This is a genomic window from Avibacterium sp. 20-126, from assembly GCF_044358625.1.
GTDB lineage: Bacteria > Pseudomonadota > Gammaproteobacteria > Enterobacterales > Pasteurellaceae > Avibacterium.
In genome coordinates, this window is the sequence record NZ_CP091457.1 from 145,029 (window position 1) to 164,796 (window position 19,768).

The following is a 19,768-nucleotide window of genomic DNA, read 5'->3' on the forward strand; positions in this document are numbered from 1 at the left end:
ATAGAAGGAACGATTGAGGCGGTGAGAAAACATTTTTAGATAGGCGTATTTTTACTCAATGGTCACTGATGAAAAAAGTGCGGAAATCTCACCGCACTTTATTTTTATGCATTTTCACTTTCTTCAATCAGCGCACTAAACCAGCTATCTAATTTTCCAGCGAGTTTATCAATGCCTTGTTTTTTCAGGGCAGAGAAGGCTTCCACTTGCACATCACCTTGAAAAGGAAGAATGGCTTCACGCACCATTTTGACTTGTTTACTCACCGCACTTTGGCTCAGCTTATCGGCTTTGGTGAGCAACAACAGCACGGGCAGATCCGCGGAGACAGCCCATTCGATCATTTGCTGGTCTAAGTCTTTTAGCGGGTGGCGAATATCCATCAAAATCACAACACCGCCTAAACATTCACGTTTTTGCAAATACTCACCTAAGGCTTTTTGCCACTGAATTTTCATTTGCTCTGGTACAGCGGCATAACCGTAGCCGGGTAAATCAACCAATTTGCATAAAGGCTCGACTTCAAACACATTAATTAATTGTGTTCGCCCGGGCGTTTTGGAGGTGCGAGCAAGGTTTTTTTGATTTGTTAAGGCATTCAGTGCGGTAGATTTGCCAGCATTAGAACGCCCCGCAAAGGCGATTTCCATCCCCTTATCTTCGGGTAACACGCGAATATTCGGGGCGCTGGTAAGAAAATGGGTTTTATGATAATTCAATTTCATTTTGTTGCTCATTTTATCGATCTTTTATCAAAACGTTCAGCTCATAAAGGAAAGTGCCTAGCATACCTTATAAATCACAAAACCACGATAAAAAATGATAAAAAAGCGACATTTCTATCACAAATAAATGAAAGGAAAAAACGCATTACTCACAATGCTGTTTATACAAAGCAATAATCACCTCGCGCACCACATTGCGTTGTGGCTCAGGGAGATCAAGGAAATGATTGAACAGGGCTTTATCTTGTTGTGTGGCAAGGTTTTCCCAACGGTGTTGTTGCAAAATATCGGAACGTCGAAGTTCACCAGCTTCCAATTTTTCTAGCTTTTCTGATGAAACCAAATCAGTCAGATCAACTTGCAACCAATTGGCTAAGGTTTTTAATTTATCAAGGCGAGGAATACTCTCACCTCGCAACCATTTTCCTGCGGTGTGTGGTGTAATAGATGTGCCGTAATAACGCAAATTAAATTCACGTTCAAGAACATTGCCCCGTGCTGAGTAACCCTTAGCAAGCAATCCTTTTTTTAAATTATCAGCAAAACGTTGCTTTTCTCGCCGATCTTGTTGCGTTTTTTCATTTTTCTTCATAATTGCGAAAGCTATCACTCCCACATAAAAAATCGTAACTATGAATTGATAAAAGTTACAAATTGATCAAAAATAATTACAAAAATAAAGAAGAAAAACCCTATCTTTTAAATCTATTAATAATGATTAAAGAAAAACAAATAGTTTCAAAAAAGCGAGTTGCCGATCACGGTGAAGTTTATACAAGAGAAAAAGAAGTCAATGCAATGCTGGATTTAGTGGCAATGCAAACGCAATCACTTTCTGCCACTTTTTTAGAGCCTGCGTGCGGAACGGGCAATTTTCTGATCGAAATTTTACGCCGTAAGTTGGCGGTGGCAGCTGAAAATTACCAAGATAAACATAAGCGTAAAAAGTACGTCAAATCACCCAGCCAGCTTTCCTACGAACGAGATTTAATCCTTGCGGTAAGTAGCATTTACGGCATTGAATTGCTGGAAGATAACGTGAAAGCCTGTCGCAAACGGCTGTTTGATTTTGCCACAGCGGAATATGCACGGCTTTTTCCTGACAGCCAAAAAACAGCCTGCTTAGACGCCATTGAATGCCTGCTACATTTTAATATTGTGTGGGGCAACGCCCTTTCAATGGAAGTGGAAACGCCACGACATTCAATACCTCTTGATGGCTTAGTTACCGAAGAAGAGAAAGAGCGGTCAAAAAAAGCGATTATTTTTTATCAATGGAGTTTTGTGACTGAACGCAAAATCAAACGTGTGCCTTTTATTTATTGGGGATTAGTGGATAGAGCCTATCAACCCAATGGGAACAGCCTGTTACCGCACCCTTACCGCACCGTTTTTCAATCAAGTCTTTGTGATTTCTTACAATTAAAACAGCAATATGCCAACGAATATGAACAAAGTGAGTAATGGAATGACAATTAATAATTACAACCCTGATGTACTTTCTTGTATTGCTAATTTATCAAGTGATGAAGTGTTTACGTCACCACAGTTAGCCAACAAAATGCTAGATCTCATTCCACCGCACTTTTTTTGCGATCCCACAAAGCGATTTCTCGATCCTTGTAGCAAATCAGGGGTGTTTTTGCGTGAAATCGCCAAGCGATTAATTAAAGGGCTTGCGCCACATTTCCCGAATTTGCAAGAACGCTTAAACCATATTTTTACCAAGCAACTTTTCGGCATAGGCATTACCACGCTTACCGCACAATTAAGCCGTCGTAGTTTGTATTGTAGCCGTGAAGCCAACGGTGAATATTCCGTATGTACAGCCTTTGATGATGAAAACGGCAATATTTTTTACCGCACTTTATCCCATCAATGGGAGAATGGTCGCTGTATTGAGTGTGGCGCAAGTCAAGAGGTGTTTGCGCGTGATGAGAAATTAGAAAGCCACGCCTACCATTTTATCCATTCTTATAGTCCTTTTTTTGAGCAATATAACAAGATGAAATTTGATGTCATTATCGGCAATCCGCCTTATCAGTTAAGCGATGGTGGCGCACAAGCCAGTGCCAGACCTATTTATCAAAAATTTGTGGCACAAGCGAAAGCGTTGCAACCGGAATATTTAGTGATGATTATCCCCGCGCGTTGGTATGCGGGGGGAAAAGGGCTTGATGAATTTCGTGCGGAAATGTTGCAAGACCGCCAAATTCGCCAGTTACACGATTTCCCTAATTCACAAGATTGTTTTACTGGCGTGGAGATTAAAGGGGGCGTGTGTTATTTCTTATGGCAAAAAGACTCAACGGGTAAGGCAGAGATATTCACTTATGAGGGAAATAATTTGGTGTCTCACGCTCAGCGTTATTTACAAGAAGAAAATCTGGATATTTTTATTCGCAGTAACGAGGCAGTGGAAATTTATCATAAGGTAAAAGGGTTTAATGAGGTGAGCTTTAATGAATGGATAAGTTCACGTAAGCCTTTTGGATTTGATACAAAGTTTAAAGGCTACGCAAAAAACAAAGATAATACGGTGAAATATTACGCCAATAAAGCGATAAATTATATTAGTCGTGGTGAAGTGAGCGTAAATCGCGATTGGATTGATCGCTATAAATTATTTGTACCTAAAGCCATTGGTTCAGGTGATGGTCGAGAAGATTTAGTTAAACCGATTTTAGCTGAACCTAATTCTTGTTGTTCAGAAACCTATTTAGTGTTTGGACCTTTTGATGATGAGAGAACAGCCAGAAATGTTATTTCTTATATTCAAACTAAATTTTTCCATTTTATGCTAACAATCAAAAAGAATACGCAAGATGCCACAAAAAAAGTATATGAATTTATTCCAATGCAAGATTTCTCACAATCGTGGAATGACGAAAAACTGTACGCAAAATATGGCTTAACCCCCGATGAAATTGCCTTTATTGAGGCAATGATACGCCCAATGGAAAGAAATGATGTCGAATAATTTACTCTTACCCTTACAACAACCGAAAATTTATGCGTACAGCGATGTGCGCTTTCCTAATATGCTCAAAGTGGGTTATACAACACGCAACGTTGCTGAACGGATTGCAGAACAATATCCGGTAAAAACACCCAACCAGAGTTATCAGCTTCAGCTTGAAGAATTGGCAATTCGTGATGACGGCTCTTATTTTACCGATCACGATGTGCATCAAGCGTTATCCAAAATGCGCATCGTGCGCGCAGAAGGGGAATGGTTTCATTGTAACGTGGAACAAGTTAAAGCCGCGATTGTCGCTGTACGCAATAGAATTGCCCCCGAAATGCACCGCACTTTAGATTTCGCAATGCGTCCAGAACAGCAAACCGCGGTGCAACGTGCCGTCGCATATTTCAACGCCTTTACTGCCGATCCGAGAAATGCCAATAAAGAACCTAAATTTTTATGGAACGCCAAAATGCGCTTCGGTAAAACCTTCGCGACCTATCAATTAGTCAAGCAAATGAATTGGCGTCGTGTGCTTATTCTTACCTTTAAACCAGCGGTAAAAACCGCGTGGCAAGAAGATTTACAGCAACATAAGGATTTTATCAATTGGCAATTTTTAGCCAAAGAAAATATGGACGAGTGGGAAAGCATTAAGCAAAAAAGCGAAGCCTTGCATAAACCGTTGATTTGTTTTCTTTCATTGCAAGATCTTCACGGACGCACCGCAAAAGGCAAAGTGAAAGCACGCAACCGTTGGCTTTATGATATTAACTGGGATTGTGTGGTATTTGATGAATATCATTATGGCGCGTGGCGAAACAAAACCAAAGAACAGTTTGATGATGGTGAGCTTAACACCGAATTGAGCGATCAAATTGAATTTGATGAAGATTTCTTAGGGCTGACAACATACCATTATCTTTATCTTTCTGGCACGCCATTTCGTGCATTAAATAATGGCGAGTTTATTGAAGAACAAGTGTTTAGCTGGACATACAGCGATGAACAGCAAGCCAAAATGCAGTGGGGAAATAAGCCTGATAATCCTTATCGCGCCTTGCCGAAAATGGTGATGATGACTTACCAAATGGCGGAAGATTTGCGCGTGGTGGCGGAAAAAGGCGAGCGTAATGAATTTGATTTAAATGAATTTTTTGCTACCACCGGTGAGGGTGAGCAAGCTCAATTTAAACATCAAGATGCGGTGCAAAAATGGCTCAATTGGTTGCGTTATGGCGGAGAACATCAGCTTAATTTACGTTTAGATCCCCCACCAATGCCTTATAGTGATGTGAATTTGCTGGCGAATTTATTACATACGGTCTGGTTTTTGCCAACAGTAACAAGCTGTTTTGCTATGCGGAATTTATTAGCAATGCCACAAAATCAGTTTTATCACGATTATAACGTAGTCGTGGCGGCAGGGGCGCAAGCAGGCATTGGCGAGAGAGCCTTACCCCCTGTACGCCAAGCCATTGGCTCTAACCCATTGAAAAGTAAAAGTATCACCCTAAGTTGTGGAAAATTATTAACAGGTATTTCTATTCCTGAATGGTCGGGCATTTTTATGTTATGTAATCTAAAAAGCCCTGAAACCTATTTCCAAGCCGCTTTTCGTGTACAAACGCCGTGGGTGATGCGTGATGATAATCAGCAGGAAGTGGTTATCAAAGAATATTGTTATGTCTTTGATTTTGCGTTAAATCGTGCCTTAACCCAAGTGAGCGATTACAGCACCAAACTCAATCCAAAAGAAGACAATCCAGAAAAACAAGTGGCAGAATTTATCCATTTTCTACCGGTGATTTCCTATGATGGCGGTGCAATGAAACGCTTTGACGCAGGGGATATTTTGGATTATGCCTTAAGTGGTATCACCGCCACCTTACTGGCGCGCCGTTGGGAAAGTGCAATGCTGGTGAATGTGGATAATTTCACCTTAGATCGTTTAAGAAACAGCCAAGAAGCGATGGCAGCATTGGCGAAGATAGAGGGATTTCGTTCGCTAAATCAGGATATTACCACCATTATTAATCGCACCGAAACGGTGAAAAAAACCAAAACAGAAGCAGAAAAAGAGGGGCGAGAGCTAACCGCAACGGAGAAAAAAGAAATTGATTCGGCAGAAAAAGAGCGGAAATCCTTACGCAAACAAATTCAGGAAAAATTAATTAAATTTGCCACCCGTGTTCCTGTGTTTATGTATCTTACTGATTTCCGAGAACATTCCTTACGAGAAGTGATTGAGGTGCTAGAGCCAGAGCTATTTTTCACGGTAACAGGTTTAACGCAAAAAGATTTTCAATTGCTCGTCAATCTCAACGTGTTTAACCAATCACAAATGAACGAAGCGGTATTTAGCTTTAAACGTTACGAAGACGCAAGCCTTGAATATACAGGGATTCGTAAGCACCAAGGCAATTTTATCGGCGGTTATGACACAGCCATTAGTAAAGACGAATATCAGCAGTTGTATTAACGCGATTAAGGGCGAAAAAATAGTGCGGTGAAAAATTCTTCATTTTTTTACCGCACTTATCTTTTAGACGAAAATGCTACATATTTGCCACAATATCTTCGGCAAATTCTGAGGTTGAACGTAATGTCGCCCCTGCTAGCATTTCGGCAAAATCAAAGGTGACCGTTTTGTTTTCAATGGTTTTAGCAACTGCATTGACGACTAAATCGGCGGCTTCAGTCCAGCCTAAATGACGTAGCATCATTTCACCACTGAGGATTAATGACCCCGGGTTGCCTTTGTTTTGCCCCGCAATTTTAGGGGCAGTACCGTGAGTGGCTTCAAAAATTGCGGCATCAGCCCCGATATTTGCGCCCGGGGAGATACCTATTCCACCCACTTGGGCGGCAAGTGCATCAGAAATATAATCACCGTTTAAATTGAGGGTGGCGATAACATCATAATCCGCAGGGTGGAGTAGCACTTCTTGCAAGAACGCATCGGCAATGGCGTCTTTGATGATAATGTCACGCCCAGTTTTGGGGTTGGTCAGCTTCATCCACGGGCCTTCATCAATGAGCGTTGCGCCATATTCTTTCGCCACTTCGTAGCCCCATTCTTTAAACGCACCTTCGGTGAATTTCATAATGTTGCCTTTATGCACTAATGTGAGGGATTTTCTATCATTATCAATGACATATTGTAAGGCAGCACGCACTAGGCGTTGTGTTCCTTGTTTTGAAACGGGTTTGATGCCAATGCCACAGTCTTGTGGAAAACGGATTTTGTTCACCCCCATTTCTTGCTGTAAGAACTGAATCACTTTATCTGCTTCAGGCGAGCCTGCTTTCCACTCCACTCCGGCGTAAATATCTTCAGAGTTTTCACGGAAAATAACCATATTGACTTTTTCAGGGTGTTTAACTGGGCTTGGCGTGCCACTGTAATAACGAATTGGACGTAAACAGTTATAAAGATCTAATCCTTGACGCATTGCCACATTTAAAGAGCGAATGCCACCGCCAACAGGCGTCATCAACGGGCCTTTAATGGCAACGTGATAGGCTTTAATTAAATCAAGGGTTTCTTCCGGTAACCAAGTGTTTTCGCCATAAACTTCATTGGCTTTGCCTCCCGCATAGATTTCTAACCAAGCAATTTTGCGTTTGCCTTGATAGGCTTTTTCCACCGCGGCATCAATCACGCGTTGCATTGCTGGTGTGACATCCACGCCAATGCCATCACCTTCGATGAAAGGAATGATGGGGTTATCAGGGACAATCAATCCCCCTTGTGCGTCTAAATGAATTTTTTCCCCCTGAGGAATAACAACGGCGGATTGGGTTTGACTCATTGGATTCTCCTTTAATGGTTGATGTTGTGTTATAGTGAGCAGAGAAAGCACATTGATAGTTTGGTAAAAATGTGCGTTTAGATTGATCTTTATTCATTCTCATAACATATATGAAGGCAAAATTTCTTTCAAGCCGTAATCAACAAGAACGGCAAAATTTACGCAAAAAAACGGTTCAGCATTTTGCGCGTAAAAAAGCAAATGTCCCTGATTTTGCACACACCAAAGTGGTGCTGTTTAATAAGCCCTTTGATGTGCTGAGTCAATTTAGCGATGAAAACGGGCGACAAACACTTAAAGATTTTATTCCTATTTTATCGGTTTATCCCGCAGGACGTTTAGATCGCGATAGCGAGGGGCTGTTAATTCTCACGAATAACGGTGAAATTCAGCATCGCTTAGCCGATCCTAAATACAAAACGGAAAAAACGTATTTCGTGCAGGTGGAAGGCGAGCCAACAGAGCCTGAGCTTGAACCACTACGCCAAGGGGTAAGATTAAAAGAGGGCAAAACGTTACCGGCAAAAGTGCGGGTAATTTCTGAGCCAGCTTTTTTATGGCAACGGGATCCGCCTATTCGCGTACGCAAAAGCATTCCGACAAGTTGGTTAGAAATTAAAATTAGCGAGGGCAAAAATCGCCAAGTTCGCCGAATGACCGCACATATTGGTTTTCCCACATTGCGTTTAATTCGTGGCAAAATGGCGGGATTTAGCGTGGAAAATTTGCCATTAGGGCAGTATTATCAATTGACGGCTCAAGAACTTGAAGCCCTTTATCAAAGGTTAAAATTAAGGAAATCCAATGCATAGACCTTATATTACGATGGCGTGCGTCGTCCATTGCCAAGGCAAATTTCTGTTTGTGAAAGAATTTGAGTACGGCAAAATGACGTTAAACCAGCCCGCAGGGCATTTAGAGCAGAATGAAAGCATTCTTGCAGGGGCAATGCGTGAATTAAAAGAGGAAACGGGTATTCACGCCACGCCAAGCAAGCTGATTAAAATCTATCAGTGGCACGCACCACGTAGCCAAAAAGATTATTTACGTTTTGTCTTTGCGGTGGAATTAGCGGAATGTTTGCCCATTGTGCCGAGTGATCCGGATATTGAAGGCGGTGTCTGGCTCACACCCGAAGCGTTTCAACATTATATCCAACAAGCCGGGCAGGCAGAACGCAATCCGTTAGTCAGCCAAGCATTGCAAGATTATTTAAATGGCGAGGGGGTAAGTTTAGAAGTGCTGAGGCTGTTTGAATAAAATTGGTGAAATTTACACCGCACTTTGTTTTTCACATAAAAATAAAGCCCGAATGGCTCGGGCTTTACTTGATTAACGATAAGGTTGATCCAATGGAACTTCAGGATCTGGTTGATGCGTGATGCGGTTACGTAGATCACGACGAATAATCTCAATTGTCCAGAACCAGAAGATATGTCCTACTAATTCAGAAATATGTTCGTATAATGGCCATTCTGCAACAGGTGGGGTTAAACCTAATGCTGGGAACGTGATGTAATGCACACAAATATCCGCGATTAAACCTGCACCAATACCTTGCCAGAATTTAATTTTAGGAAAACGTTCTGCCACAATACAGTAACCAATTGCAAAAACTAAAGAGAAGGTGATGTGAGTTACACCAATCCAGTCAAACCCGTGATCTGCAAAAGTGAATACCGCAGCCGTTGGATCGATGCCAATATAATCACGTAAGAAAACGTGTGGTGGGTTTAAAAACGCACGAGAACACACTTCTAATGCTTGTGAAGGATCTTGACAAGCCGCAACGAATAAATCGAATGGACTACGTGGTGGGAATGGATGTTCTGCCCCCCATTTTACAAAGGCAGAAATTAAACCACCGATAAAACCAACAAAAATTGCCACACCATAGCGACGGCGTGCAGGATCGGTTTGAGTGAAAATACCTGACATATAATTCTCCAAATAAAATGATAATTGTGAGTGATTTCTTTATTTATTAAATTTGATTAAATAAATAAAATCGCTAGCAATTCTATGCCTAATTGAGAATTAGTCAAGCAATTTTCTACCCCTAAAGAGATAATTCAAAAGAAGTATGATTGAGTGAGGTGAAAAATAAGCAAAAAAGAACGTGCAGAGTTAGTAATATTTTATAAACTCTGCATAATACCTTGTTTTTAAAGTATTATTCTTCAAAATTGTTAAACCAACTTTCTAAAATAATGCAGGCAGAAATGCTATCGACCTTGCCTTTTTCTAAGGCTTTAAAGCCACCACGTTGGAAAATTTCTGCGCGCGCTTCCGTGGTGGTAAGGCGTTCATCTTGTAAGATCACCGTTACGCCAAATCGCCCGTGTAAACGGTTTGCGAATTTTTTTGCCCGTTGGGTGAGGGGCTGTTCTGTGCCGTCCATATTTAAAGGTAAGCCCACAATTACCTTATCAGGTTTCCATTCAGCTAAGCATTTTTCAATGGCTTCCCAATTGGGAATTCCATCTTGTGCTTTAAAGGCTGGCAAAGGTTGCGCAGACTTTGTAATACTTTGCCCGACGGCACAACCGATGCTTTTTGTACCAAAATCAAAGGCGAGTGCGGTAATAGCCATTAACAATGCCCCGCTTGATAAGCAAAATTGTGCTGTTGAATACCTAATAATTGGTTGGCAGCTAACCAGCGTTCTAAATAAGGGACATCAAACAAAATATGTTCATTCGCTGGTACAACAAGCCAATCATTATTAGCAATTTCCCTTTCTAATTGATCTGGCGACCAACTTGCACAACCTAATGCTACTAGACATTTTTCTGGAGCTTGTGGTGTGCCAAGTGTATCAATCACATCCGCGGAGGTCGTCAGCCATAAATTATCAGCTACTTTATGGCTATTCATAAAGGGTTTGGCACTTTCTGTGTGTAAAATAAAGCCCCGTTCAAGGTTGGTTGGACCGCCTGCAAGAACGAGATCATCGGGATATTTACGGTTATCCGCCATCATAAAATTCATCTTAATACATAATTCTGCAATGCTCAGATCCGTTGGCTGGGTAAGGACCAATCCCATTGCGCCTTGTTCATTATGCTCGCAAAGATATACCACAGAACGATAAAAATGATCGTCTTCCAAATGGGGCATTGCGATTAAAAAATGGTTTTGTAATTGCATATTCTCTTTCCTAAATTTAAGGGATTAGGCTAAATCCCCAAAGCAAACTTGTAATGCGGTAATTGCCGTTAATGCCGCGGTTTCTGTTCGTAACACCCGCTTGCCAAGCAACACCTCCGAGAAACCTTGCTGCTCGGTTTGAGCAATTTCTTGTGGCGACAAGCCCCCTTCTGAGCCAATCAGTAAGCGCACACCTTCAGCGGGTAGGGCGGGTAAGGTGCGAATAGAATATTTCGCTCTTGGGTGCAAATTCAACTTTAACATTCCATCTTGCTCGGCACACCATTCTTCTAATTTCATCATCGGGCGAATTTCAGGGATCACATTTCGCCCGCATTGCTCACAAGCAGAAATCGCAATTTTTTGCCATTGTTGAATTTTTTTCGCCATACGATCCGCATCTAACTTCACACCGCAACGTTCCGACCACAATGGCGTGATGACCTTCACACCAAGTTCAACGGATTTCTGAATAGTAAATTCCATTTTCTCACCGCGGGACATCACCTGCCCAAGATGAATGTGCAACGGGCTTTCCCGATCATCAAATTGGCGATCTAAAATTTCCACCGCCACGGCTTTTTTGCTCACTTGCGTAATCACAGCAGGATAAATATGGTTACTGCCATCAAATAATTCAAGGCGATCCCCCTCCTGCATTCGCAACACCCGCCCAACGTGATTTGCCGCTTCTTCCGTTAATTCACACTGAGTTTGTTGCTGCAGAGAAGTAGGGTGATAAATTCTTGGTATTCGCATTTTTTCTTACTGTTAATTAAGGGGTGTTTATCATATCAGAAATCAAAAAAACTTTGGGAAAAAGCACCGCACTTTTCCTTATTTGAGGAATAATAAAGGATTATTTATTTTGCCAATATGCCCGAAATGCTTTGGGCGTATTGCCCTGTTCTTTTTTAAATACAGAATAAAAATATTGCAAGGAGGGGTAACCGCACACTTCGGCAATTTCAGTAATTGCAATATCAGAAAATCGTAGTAAATGAATGGCTCTTTTCATTTTTTCTTGATGAATAATTTGATGAATGGTTTTATTCATTTCGGCTTTAAAACGGAGTTCTAAATTACTACGCGAAATTCTTAAATGATCTAGTACTTGCTCAACCTTTATCCCTTGACACGCACGTTGTCGAATATAATGCATCGCTTGTATAACGAGAGGATCACATAAAGAAAGATAGTCAGTAGAATTGCGTTCTTCAACGCCTAATGGGGGAATAAGTAGGGGTTTATTGCTAACAGGCAGGTGATTCAGTTGATGGTGTAATAATTTTGCTGCTTGATAACCAATTTGTTTTGTGCCTTGAGAGACGGATGACAGGGAAATGCGAGAGAGATATTGTATAATTTCTTCATTATCTATACCAATTACACAATATTGATCAGGTACCGCCATTCTCGCTGTTTCACAGGCTTGTAATAGATGCCTTGCCCTTGCATCGGTAACCGCAATAATCCCCGTATGTTGCGGAAGTGATTGAATCCATTGAATTAACTTTTCTTGTGCTGTGCGCCAATTTTGTGAATTGGTTTGTTCGCCTTGATAAAGGCGGATAGGATAAGCGTATTTTTGCATTAATTGAATAAACGCATTTTCCCGTTCAATCGCCCAATGTTTTTGCTGATTTTCTGTGGGTAAGCCATAGAAAGCAAAGTGATTTAATCCTTTTTGTTTGAGATGTAAAAAAGCGGTTTCAATTAATGCGTAATTATCGGTAGCAACATAAGGGAAATGTGGATAAAAATCAGGATTTTGGTAGGAGCCGCCCACGGCGACAAGGGGAACATCTATATTTTTCAGTAATTCGGCGGTTTCTGGATCATCAAAGTCAGCAATAATTCCGTCAATGGAAAGGCGTTGGATGGTTTCTTTATGGTAAACAAAATCATCTTCCATAAAAATATCCCACGTGCATTGAGAGGCCTGTAAATATTGACCGACACCTGCGACAACTTGGCGATCATAAACTTTATTAGCATTAAAAAGTAGTGCGATACGATAAAACTTTCCTGTATGTTGCATATTTCCGTTCCTACCTATCTCCATTTGATGAATAGCATAACGAAATTTAGAAAAAATTAAACCGTTTGTTTTCATTTGAAGTGCGGTATAAATTTAGCCCATTTTTACACCGCACTTGATTTTACTGACTTAAAGCCCTTTTAATCGTTGATAAAGTTGATGATATTTTTCTCGTTTTTGTTGATATTGCTGATAAATTTGGCTATTTGGTTGATAGATATTTTCAAGCGGGAGTGGTTTACAATAGTCAGCAAGCGGTTGCATTGGATTTAGTGCAATTTGGGCTAATTTGGCTGCTCCAAGAGCTGGTCCAACATCTCCTCCGGTGCGATATTCAAATACTTTCCCCGTAATATCTGCTAATAATTGTCGCCAGTAGGCACTTTTTGCTCCTCCGCCAATAAGGCTTATACTCGTTGCTTCTACGCCTGTTTCGTGTAAAACATCAATACCATCAGCAAGGGCGAAACTAACGCCTTCAAGCACTGCTCTCGCCATAGTAATCGCACCATCATTGTGGTTGAGTCCCCAGAATACTCCTGTGGCATAAGGATCGTTATACGGCGTACGTTCACCAGAAAGATAAGGTAAAAAAAGCGCATCGGAAGGGGTTTTACAGTGTTCTATTTGGTTGAAGAGTTGTGCGATATCGCGAATTCCCGTAATATTTTTTACCCAATCAATCGCAGAAGCGGCGCTTAAAATCACCGACATCAGATGCCAACGTTCAGGGAGGGCGTGGCAGAAACTATGCACGGCTTTTTGTGGATTGGCGCTGAATTGATCCGTTACTACAAAATAAACCCCTGATGTTCCTAATGACAACATTGCTTGCCCAGCTTGATACAGCCCTATTCCTATTGCACCTGCTGCATTATCGCCACCACCTGCCACAACAGGAACGGATTTCATTCCCCATTGTTGAGCAATATCTTGACGTAAATAGCCTGTAATTTGATTGCCCTCAAATAATCTCGGCATTTGTTCAATACTGAGTTCGCAAGCATTGAGAAGAGGCTCACTCCATTGGCGTTGTGCAACATCAAGCCACATTGTTCCTGAGGCATCTGACATATCAGAGGCATATTCCCCCGTCATTCTTAAACGGAGATAATCTTTTGGCAATAATACTTTGTTAATTTTTGCAAATAATGCAGGCTCATTCTTTTTTACCCATTTTAATTTAGGCGCGGTAAACCCCGGCATCATCAAATTACCAGTAATTTGACGAGATTCGGGGACGCTTTGTTCTAATTCCAGACACTCATTTGCACTACGCCCATCATTCCATAAAATAGCAGGGCGAAGAATTTGATCTTGCTTATCAAGTAATGTTGCACCGTGCATTTGCCCGGTTAAACCAATGGCTTTAACATCATTAAGCGGATGTTGTTGTGCTAAGTTAAGCATTGCGTGATCTGTTGCTTGCCACCAAGTTTCAGGATCTTGTTCAGACCACAGTGAATGTGGGCGAGAAACAGATAAAGGATGATGTGTGGTGGCGAGAATACGCTGTTGTTCATCAAGTAATACAACTTTTACCCCAGAGGTGCCGAGATCAATACCAATATACATAATCACTCCTTTTGATAGGACAAAGGCTTGCAGATTGCTATATATCCTACAAGCCTTATTATTCGCGTTTCTTAATCCTTAATATTAGTCATAAATATAACGATTAACCAAATTCTCTAAATATTCTTGCTGACCTGAAATTGGTTGAGGATTTAGATTTTGGCGTTCAACAAGTTCAGCAAGGCTTGCTAAAGAGGCTTGACCAGAGAGAATTTCCTGTCCTAATTGACCTTCCCAACCTGCATAACGCCGCGCAACAATTTTTTCTAATTGCTGTTCTTCAAGCATTTTAGCTGCGCGTTTGAGTGATAAAGCAAGTACGTCAATAGCACCAATATGCCCATAAAATAAATCATAAGGATCGCAACTTTGGCGGCGAATTTTGGCATCAAAATTAAATCCCCCTGTAGTAAAGCCACCATTTTTCAAGATTTCATACATAATTAATGTATTTTCTTCAACACTATTTGGGAATTGGTCGGTATCCCAGCCAAGTTGAGGATCACCGCGGTTTGCATCAATAGATCCAAAAATACCTAAAGCATAAGCGCTTGCAATTTCATGTTGGAATGTATGGCCGGCAAGTGTGGCGTGGTTCGCTTCAATATTCACTTTGATTTCATTTTCTAAACCAAATTGTTTTAAGAATCCATAAACCGTTGCAACATCATAATCATATTGATGTTTGGTTGGTTCTTGCGGTTTTGGTTCAATCAATAATGTGCCTTTAAAACCAATTTTATGCTTGTGATCAACAACCATTTGCATAAAACGTCCTATTTGCTCACGTTCCCGTTTTAGATCGGTATTAAGTAAGGTTTCATAGCCCTCTCGACCGCCCCATAATACGTAATTTTCACCACCTAATTTTTGGGTTGCATTCATTGCATTGACAACTTGTGCGGCGGCCCAAGCAAAGACTTCTGGATTTGGATTGGTCGAAGCCCCCGCCATATAACGTGGGTTAGTAAAGCAATTCGCTGTTCCCCATAATAATTTTATGCCTGTATCTGCTTGTTTTTGAGCCAGAACATCTACAAGGGTATGGAAATTATATAAATATTCTTTAAAGGAGTTTCCTTCTGGCGCAATATCAACATCATGGAAACAATAGTAAGGAATACCTAATTTAGTAAAAAATTCAAACGCAATATCCGCTTTCTGTTTTGCCCCAGCAAGCGGATCACTATTTTTTTGCCAATGACGATCAAGCGAGCCAGCACCAAACATATCATTACCATTCCAACAGAAGGTATGCCAATAACAAACTGCTAAACGCAAATGCTCAGCCATTGTTTTGCCTAAAATGACTTGATTGGCATCATAATAACGAAATGCCAAGGGATTGGTTGAGTTTATCCCTTCATAACGGATTTTATCAATTTTATCAAAATAGTTTGTCATCGTTCTTTCTCCTTATTGCATTAAGTTCATTCGCATCATTCACTAAAAATGCAAAGGGAGCAATTACGTTATTTTATTTATTCATTAAGATTATTCTTTATTGTGCAGAAGATCACAAAAAAGAAAAAACATAATAGCAATATTAATTTTCTGAATAGTAAAACAGAGAAGCAAACTTTAAATTAACCTTAGGAGAAAATAAAAATGCGTTTAGTGCGTTTAAATTTGCTATGTAATCAGCTGGGTATTTCTAATTCTAAAACAAGGAGAAGAATATGACACATAAAGCCTATAAAAAACAAATAGCTGAACGCATCGAACAATATAGTGCGAAGTGGCATAATTATCGAGGCGAAAACTATATTTCAATGTCCGTGGCTGATATGGATTTACCTGCCCCTCAAGCATTGATTGAAGCACTTGATAAAGCAAATAAAACGGGAATTTATGGTTATACATTATTACCTGAAAATTATTTTGACGTCGTCGCAAACTATATTAAACGCCATTATCATTATTCCGTTGATAAAAATGAGATTGTATTTTGTCCCAGAATTATTCAGGGCATTGCCATTTATTTACGGGAATTCACACAACCGGCTGATAAAATTTGCTTATTCACGCCATCTTATTCCCCTATTACCAATATCATAACCGATAACCAACGTGAGCTACTAACCTGTCCTTTAGTCTATAAAAATAATGGTTATCATATTGATTTTCCAAAATTGGAAGACTGCTTTAAGCAAGCTAAAACATTTATTTTACTTTCCCCTCATAATCCAACAGGGAGAGTGTGGACATTTGAAGAATTACAAAAAATTGCACAATTAGCCGAACAATATCAGGTTTTTATTATTTCTGATGATGTTCACGCTGATTTTACTTTTACCCAACAAGCACACCAAATTATTGCGGGCATTACGCCTTATGTGAAAAATCATTCTATGATTTGCACCTCTCCAGCAAAAACATTCAATATTCCGGGATTAGAAATTGCAAATCTGTTAATTCATAATCGTAAAATTAGAGAAAAATTACACCGCACTTTATTGCAGCTTGGCATCCATAATCCTAATTATTTCTCTATTCCAGCTATTATGGTGGCATATCAACAATGTGATAGCTGGATAACACAAATTAAAAATGAAATAGCTGAAAATAAACAATTCGTAACACATTTTTTTGCCCAAGAAATACCACAATTCGATGTGGTTTGTACTGAAGGAACTTATTTGCTATGGGTGAATTATAAAAAATTAGCGATAGATGAAGCAACATTAAAAAATCGCATAACCAACCTTGCACAACTGGAGCTGGCTTGGGGAACAGATTTTGGGATCGAAGGAATGGGATTTTTCCGAATGAATATTGCAATGCCACGGGCTTTATTGCAACAGGCTTTAATTCAACTTCGAGATGGGTTAAAACAACAAGCATAAGGGGAATAACGATGAATACAACTAAATTACATCGAACACCAAGTTTAATGGAAGCATTATCACCAATTTTGGTCATGCTTATCTTACTCGGATTAGGTTATGCCTTTTTCGATTTACCACCTGAGCCATTAATGATCATTTCTTGTGTTTTTGCCGGTGGATTAGTGAAGTATCTTGGCTATAGTTATGATGAAATGCTCGGGGCTATTGCAGGAAAAATTGCCAAAACAATGCCCGCACTTTTAATTTTAATTACAGTAGGGTTGTTAATTGGCACGTGGATTGCTGGCGGAACCATTCCAATGATGATTTATTATGGCTTAAAAGTCATCGATCCTAAATTCTTATATATTACTGCCTTATTACTCACCTCTATTGTGTCTGTTTGTACGGGGACCTCTTGGGGATCCGCAGGAACAGTCGGGGTCGCCTTTATGGGAGTGGCAATAGGTCTAGATGCGAATCTTGCGGCAACCGCCGGTGCCGTCGTCGCTGGGGCTTATTTTGGTGATAAACTTTCTCCGCTTTCTGATACCACAAATATTGCCTCAGCAGCTGCGGGGGTGGATTTATATGAGCATATTGCCCACTTACTTTACACTACGTTACCTTCTTTTATCGTTGCCGCTATTGTATATATTTTTTACGGTATGTCTGGTAATTTACATGATGTCGCCACACCCGCAAAAGTGGTTGAAATGATATCTGGTTTAGAACAAGTTTATCACTTTAATGTCATTTTATTACTTATCCCTGTTGCCATTATTTTATGGGGTTCTATCAGCAAAAAACCAACCATTCCAGTTATGTTACTGTCTGCCTTTGTTGCCATACTCAATGCAATTTTTATTCAGAAGTTTGCCTTAGCAGATGTGGTGAATAGTGCTGTGAATGGTTTTAATGTATCGATGATTCCTAATGATATTCAGGTTAGTAGTGATTTAGCTCGCCTATTAAATCGTGGTGGTATGAATTCAATGATGGGCACATTATTGATCTGTTTCTGTGCGCTTTCATTTGCAGGTATTTTATCTCTTAGCGGTGCCTTAGAGGTGATTATTAAACACTTATTAAAATTAGTGCGTTCAACCGCCTCTTTAATTTTTACCACCATTCTTTGTGGTTTAACGATGATTGGGGTAACTTGTAATGGACAAATTTCTATCTTAATTCCCGGCGAAATGTTACGCGAAGCTTATATAGAACGTGGCTTACATCCAAAAAATTTAAGCCGTACGGCTGAAGATTCCGCAACCATTATTGAGCCGATTTTACCTTGGACCGCAGCCGGTGCTTATATGGCAGGAACGCTTGGCGTGGCGACCCTATCTTATCTTCCTTGGGCAATTTTATGCTGGAGTGGTATCGTATTTGCGATGTTATGGGGGATCACCGGATTTGGTATTGCTAAATTAAATAAAGCATAAGTTAAATAGGTAAAATAAGTAAAAATCGTTATCTCTTTGATAAGAAATAACGATTTTTTTATTATTGTGTACTTCATCACAAAAAAGAAAAAACATAATAGGATTAATAAATCTGATAATTGAATTATTAATTTAACCTCAGCAAACTAGGGATTGAGTGAATAAGTTGTTGCGCTCAACTATCATTAATTTAACCTAATATGAGGTGCTATTATGAAAATCAAACATCTTTTCCTTTCCCTTGCAGCTTCTTTAACGTTATTAACCAATCCTGTTCTCGCTAAAGATCTCACCATAGGTATGTCCATTGATGATTTACGCTTGGAGCGTTGGCAAAAAGATCGTGATATTTTTGTGAAAAAAGCAGAAAGTTTAGGGGCAAAAGTTTTTGTTCAATCTGCCAATGGCGATGCAACAGCACAAATATCACAAATTGAAAATATGATTAACCGTAATGTCGATGTCTTAGTAATTATTCCATTCAATGGGGAAGTATTAGGTAATATTATTGGTGAAGCAAAACGTGAGGGCATTAAAGTATTAGCTTATGACCGTCTTATTAATAATGCTGATTTAGACTTTTATGTTTCTTTTGATAATGAAAAAGTGGGTGAATTACAAGCAAAAAGTATTATTGAAGTAAAACCTGAAGGAAATTATTTCCTTATGGGAGGTTCACCTGTTGATAATAACGCAAAATTATTCCGTAAAGGACAAATGAAAGTCTTACAACCATTGATTGATAGTGGAAAAATTAAGGTTGTAGGCGATCAATGGGTGGACTCTTGGTTAGCCGAAAAAGCCCTGCAAATTATGGAAAATGCCTTGACTGCAAATAAAAATAATATTGATGCCGTAGTCGCGTCTAATGATGCAACGGCAGGCGGAGCAATTCAAGCCTTGAGTGCGCAAGGGTTAGCAGGAAAAGTGGCTATTTCAGGACAAGATGCGGATCTTGCTGCAATTAAACGTATTGTTCAAGGTACGCAAACGATGACAGTCTATAAGCCGATTACTAAATTAGCGGATAAAGCAGCTGAAATCGCCGTGCAATTAGCCAAAAATGAAACACCAGAATCAAATGCCGTATTAAATAATGGCTTAAAAGACGTTCCGGCTTATTTATTAGATCCAATTGCCGTAACAAAAGAAAATATTGAAGAAACCATTATTAAAGATGGATTCCACAGTAAAGCACAAATTGAAAAATAATCTCACTTCTGC

18 protein-coding genes are annotated in these 19,768 nt (G+C 40.0%); 8 read left to right on the plus strand and 10 right to left on the minus strand.

All coding sequences use genetic code 11. The annotated features are described in order from the left end of the window. Positions 1 to 104: 104 nt before the first annotated feature. Together yihA and L4F91_RS00690 are read right to left on the minus strand one after the other, a co-directional pair. Positions 105 to 737 (minus strand): ribosome biogenesis GTP-binding protein YihA/YsxC, encoded by a 633-nt coding sequence (yihA, locus tag L4F91_RS00685; RefSeq protein WP_250363743.1) that lies wholly within the window; start codon positions 735 to 737, stop codon positions 105 to 107. A gap of 133 nt (positions 738 to 870) precedes the next feature. Continuing rightward, complete coding sequence (locus L4F91_RS00690; protein ID WP_265778418.1) at positions 871 to 1,317, minus strand: hypothetical protein; 447 nt, start codon at positions 1,315 to 1,317, stop codon at positions 871 to 873. Between the two features lie 122 nt (positions 1,318 to 1,439). On the opposite strand from L4F91_RS00690, the gene L4F91_RS00695 reads away from it, so the two are divergent. The 3 genes from L4F91_RS00695 to L4F91_RS00705 are packed head-to-tail and all read left to right on the plus strand — an operon-like array spanning position 1,440 to position 6,172. Further along, positions 1,440 to 2,189, plus strand: coding sequence for a hypothetical protein (locus L4F91_RS00695; RefSeq protein WP_265762945.1), 750 nt, complete (start codon positions 1,440 to 1,442; stop codon positions 2,187 to 2,189). A 4-nt stretch (positions 2,190 to 2,193) separates the two neighbouring features. Next, on the plus strand, positions 2,194 to 3,705 hold the full coding sequence (locus L4F91_RS00700) for an Eco57I restriction-modification methylase domain-containing protein (RefSeq protein ID WP_265762944.1): 1,512 nt from the start codon (positions 2,194 to 2,196) through the stop codon (positions 3,703 to 3,705). After that, a complete protein-coding gene (locus L4F91_RS00705) occupies positions 3,692 to 6,172 on the plus strand; it encodes a GIY-YIG nuclease family protein (protein ID WP_395896675.1) in 2,481 nt (826 codons plus the stop codon). Before L4F91_RS00700 ends, L4F91_RS00705 begins: the two co-directional genes overlap by 14 nt. Before the next feature lie 76 nt (positions 6,173 to 6,248). Here L4F91_RS00705 and icd read toward each other — a convergent pair whose 3' ends face one another. Further along, positions 6,249 to 7,505: an NADP-dependent isocitrate dehydrogenase gene (gene icd, locus L4F91_RS00710; RefSeq protein WP_395896677.1), complete on the minus strand. Its 1,257-nt coding sequence runs from the start codon at positions 7,503 to 7,505 to the stop codon at positions 6,249 to 6,251. A gap of 110 nt (positions 7,506 to 7,615) precedes the next feature. Here icd and L4F91_RS00715 point away from each other — a divergent pair, with 110 nt between their 5' ends. Together L4F91_RS00715 and L4F91_RS00720 are read left to right on the plus strand one after the other, a co-directional pair. Beyond that, positions 7,616 to 8,317, plus strand: a complete 702-nt coding sequence (locus L4F91_RS00715) for a pseudouridine synthase (protein ID WP_395896679.1) — start codon at positions 7,616 to 7,618, stop codon at positions 8,315 to 8,317. After that, on the plus strand, positions 8,310 to 8,765 hold the full coding sequence (locus L4F91_RS00720; RefSeq protein WP_250363737.1) for an NUDIX domain-containing protein: 456 nt from the start codon (positions 8,310 to 8,312) through the stop codon (positions 8,763 to 8,765). The genes L4F91_RS00715 and L4F91_RS00720 overlap by 8 nt, the downstream gene beginning before the upstream one ends. A gap of 72 nt (positions 8,766 to 8,837) precedes the next feature. Here the strand turns inward: L4F91_RS00720 and L4F91_RS00725 are convergent, their stop codons facing one another. The 7 genes from L4F91_RS00725 to xylA all read right to left on the minus strand — a co-directional run bounded on the left by L4F91_RS00725 (position 8,838) and on the right by xylA (position 15,675). Further along, complete coding sequence (locus L4F91_RS00725) at positions 8,838 to 9,443, minus strand: DUF1440 domain-containing protein (RefSeq protein ID WP_250351120.1); 606 nt, start codon at positions 9,441 to 9,443, stop codon at positions 8,838 to 8,840. A 235-nt stretch (positions 9,444 to 9,678) separates the two neighbouring features. Then, positions 9,679 to 10,098 (minus strand): Holliday junction resolvase RuvX, encoded by a 420-nt coding sequence (gene ruvX, locus L4F91_RS00730; RefSeq protein WP_395896682.1) that lies wholly within the window; start codon positions 10,096 to 10,098, stop codon positions 9,679 to 9,681. Then, positions 10,098 to 10,655 (minus strand): YqgE/AlgH family protein, encoded by a 558-nt coding sequence (locus L4F91_RS00735; protein WP_250351118.1) that lies wholly within the window; start codon positions 10,653 to 10,655, stop codon positions 10,098 to 10,100. The genes ruvX and L4F91_RS00735 overlap by 1 nt, the downstream gene beginning before the upstream one ends. A gap of 24 nt (positions 10,656 to 10,679) precedes the next feature. Continuing rightward, the gene (gene rsmE / locus L4F91_RS00740) at positions 10,680 to 11,414 is read right to left on the minus strand and encodes a 16S rRNA (uracil(1498)-N(3))-methyltransferase (RefSeq protein ID WP_395896684.1); all 735 of its coding nucleotides are present in this window, start codon (positions 11,412 to 11,414) and stop codon (positions 10,680 to 10,682) included. Between the two features lie 100 nt (positions 11,415 to 11,514). Beyond that, positions 11,515 to 12,696, minus strand: a complete 1,182-nt coding sequence (locus L4F91_RS00745) for a XylR family transcriptional regulator (RefSeq protein WP_395896686.1) — start codon at positions 12,694 to 12,696, stop codon at positions 11,515 to 11,517. Between the two features lie 129 nt (positions 12,697 to 12,825). Next, positions 12,826 to 14,271, minus strand: coding sequence for a xylulokinase (xylB, locus tag L4F91_RS00750; RefSeq protein ID WP_395896688.1), 1,446 nt, complete (start codon positions 14,269 to 14,271; stop codon positions 12,826 to 12,828). An 84-nt stretch (positions 14,272 to 14,355) separates the two neighbouring features. Next, a complete protein-coding gene (gene xylA, locus L4F91_RS00755) occupies positions 14,356 to 15,675 on the minus strand; it encodes a xylose isomerase (protein ID WP_395896690.1) in 1,320 nt (439 codons plus the stop codon). 275 nt (positions 15,676 to 15,950) lie between these two features. Between xylA and L4F91_RS00760 the strand changes: the two genes are divergently transcribed. The 3 genes from L4F91_RS00760 (at position 15,951) to xylF (ending at position 19,756) form a co-directional block, all read left to right on the plus strand. Then, on the plus strand, positions 15,951 to 17,117 hold the full coding sequence (locus tag L4F91_RS00760) for a MalY/PatB family protein (RefSeq protein ID WP_395896692.1): 1,167 nt from the start codon (positions 15,951 to 15,953) through the stop codon (positions 17,115 to 17,117). 11 nt (positions 17,118 to 17,128) lie between these two features. Next, complete coding sequence (gene nhaC / locus L4F91_RS00765; protein WP_395896694.1) at positions 17,129 to 18,544, plus strand: Na+/H+ antiporter NhaC; 1,416 nt, start codon at positions 17,129 to 17,131, stop codon at positions 18,542 to 18,544. 213 nt (positions 18,545 to 18,757) lie between these two features. Then, a complete protein-coding gene (gene xylF / locus L4F91_RS00770; protein ID WP_395896696.1) occupies positions 18,758 to 19,756 on the plus strand; it encodes a D-xylose ABC transporter substrate-binding protein in 999 nt (332 codons plus the stop codon). The last annotated feature ends 12 nt before the right edge of the window (positions 19,757 to 19,768 follow it).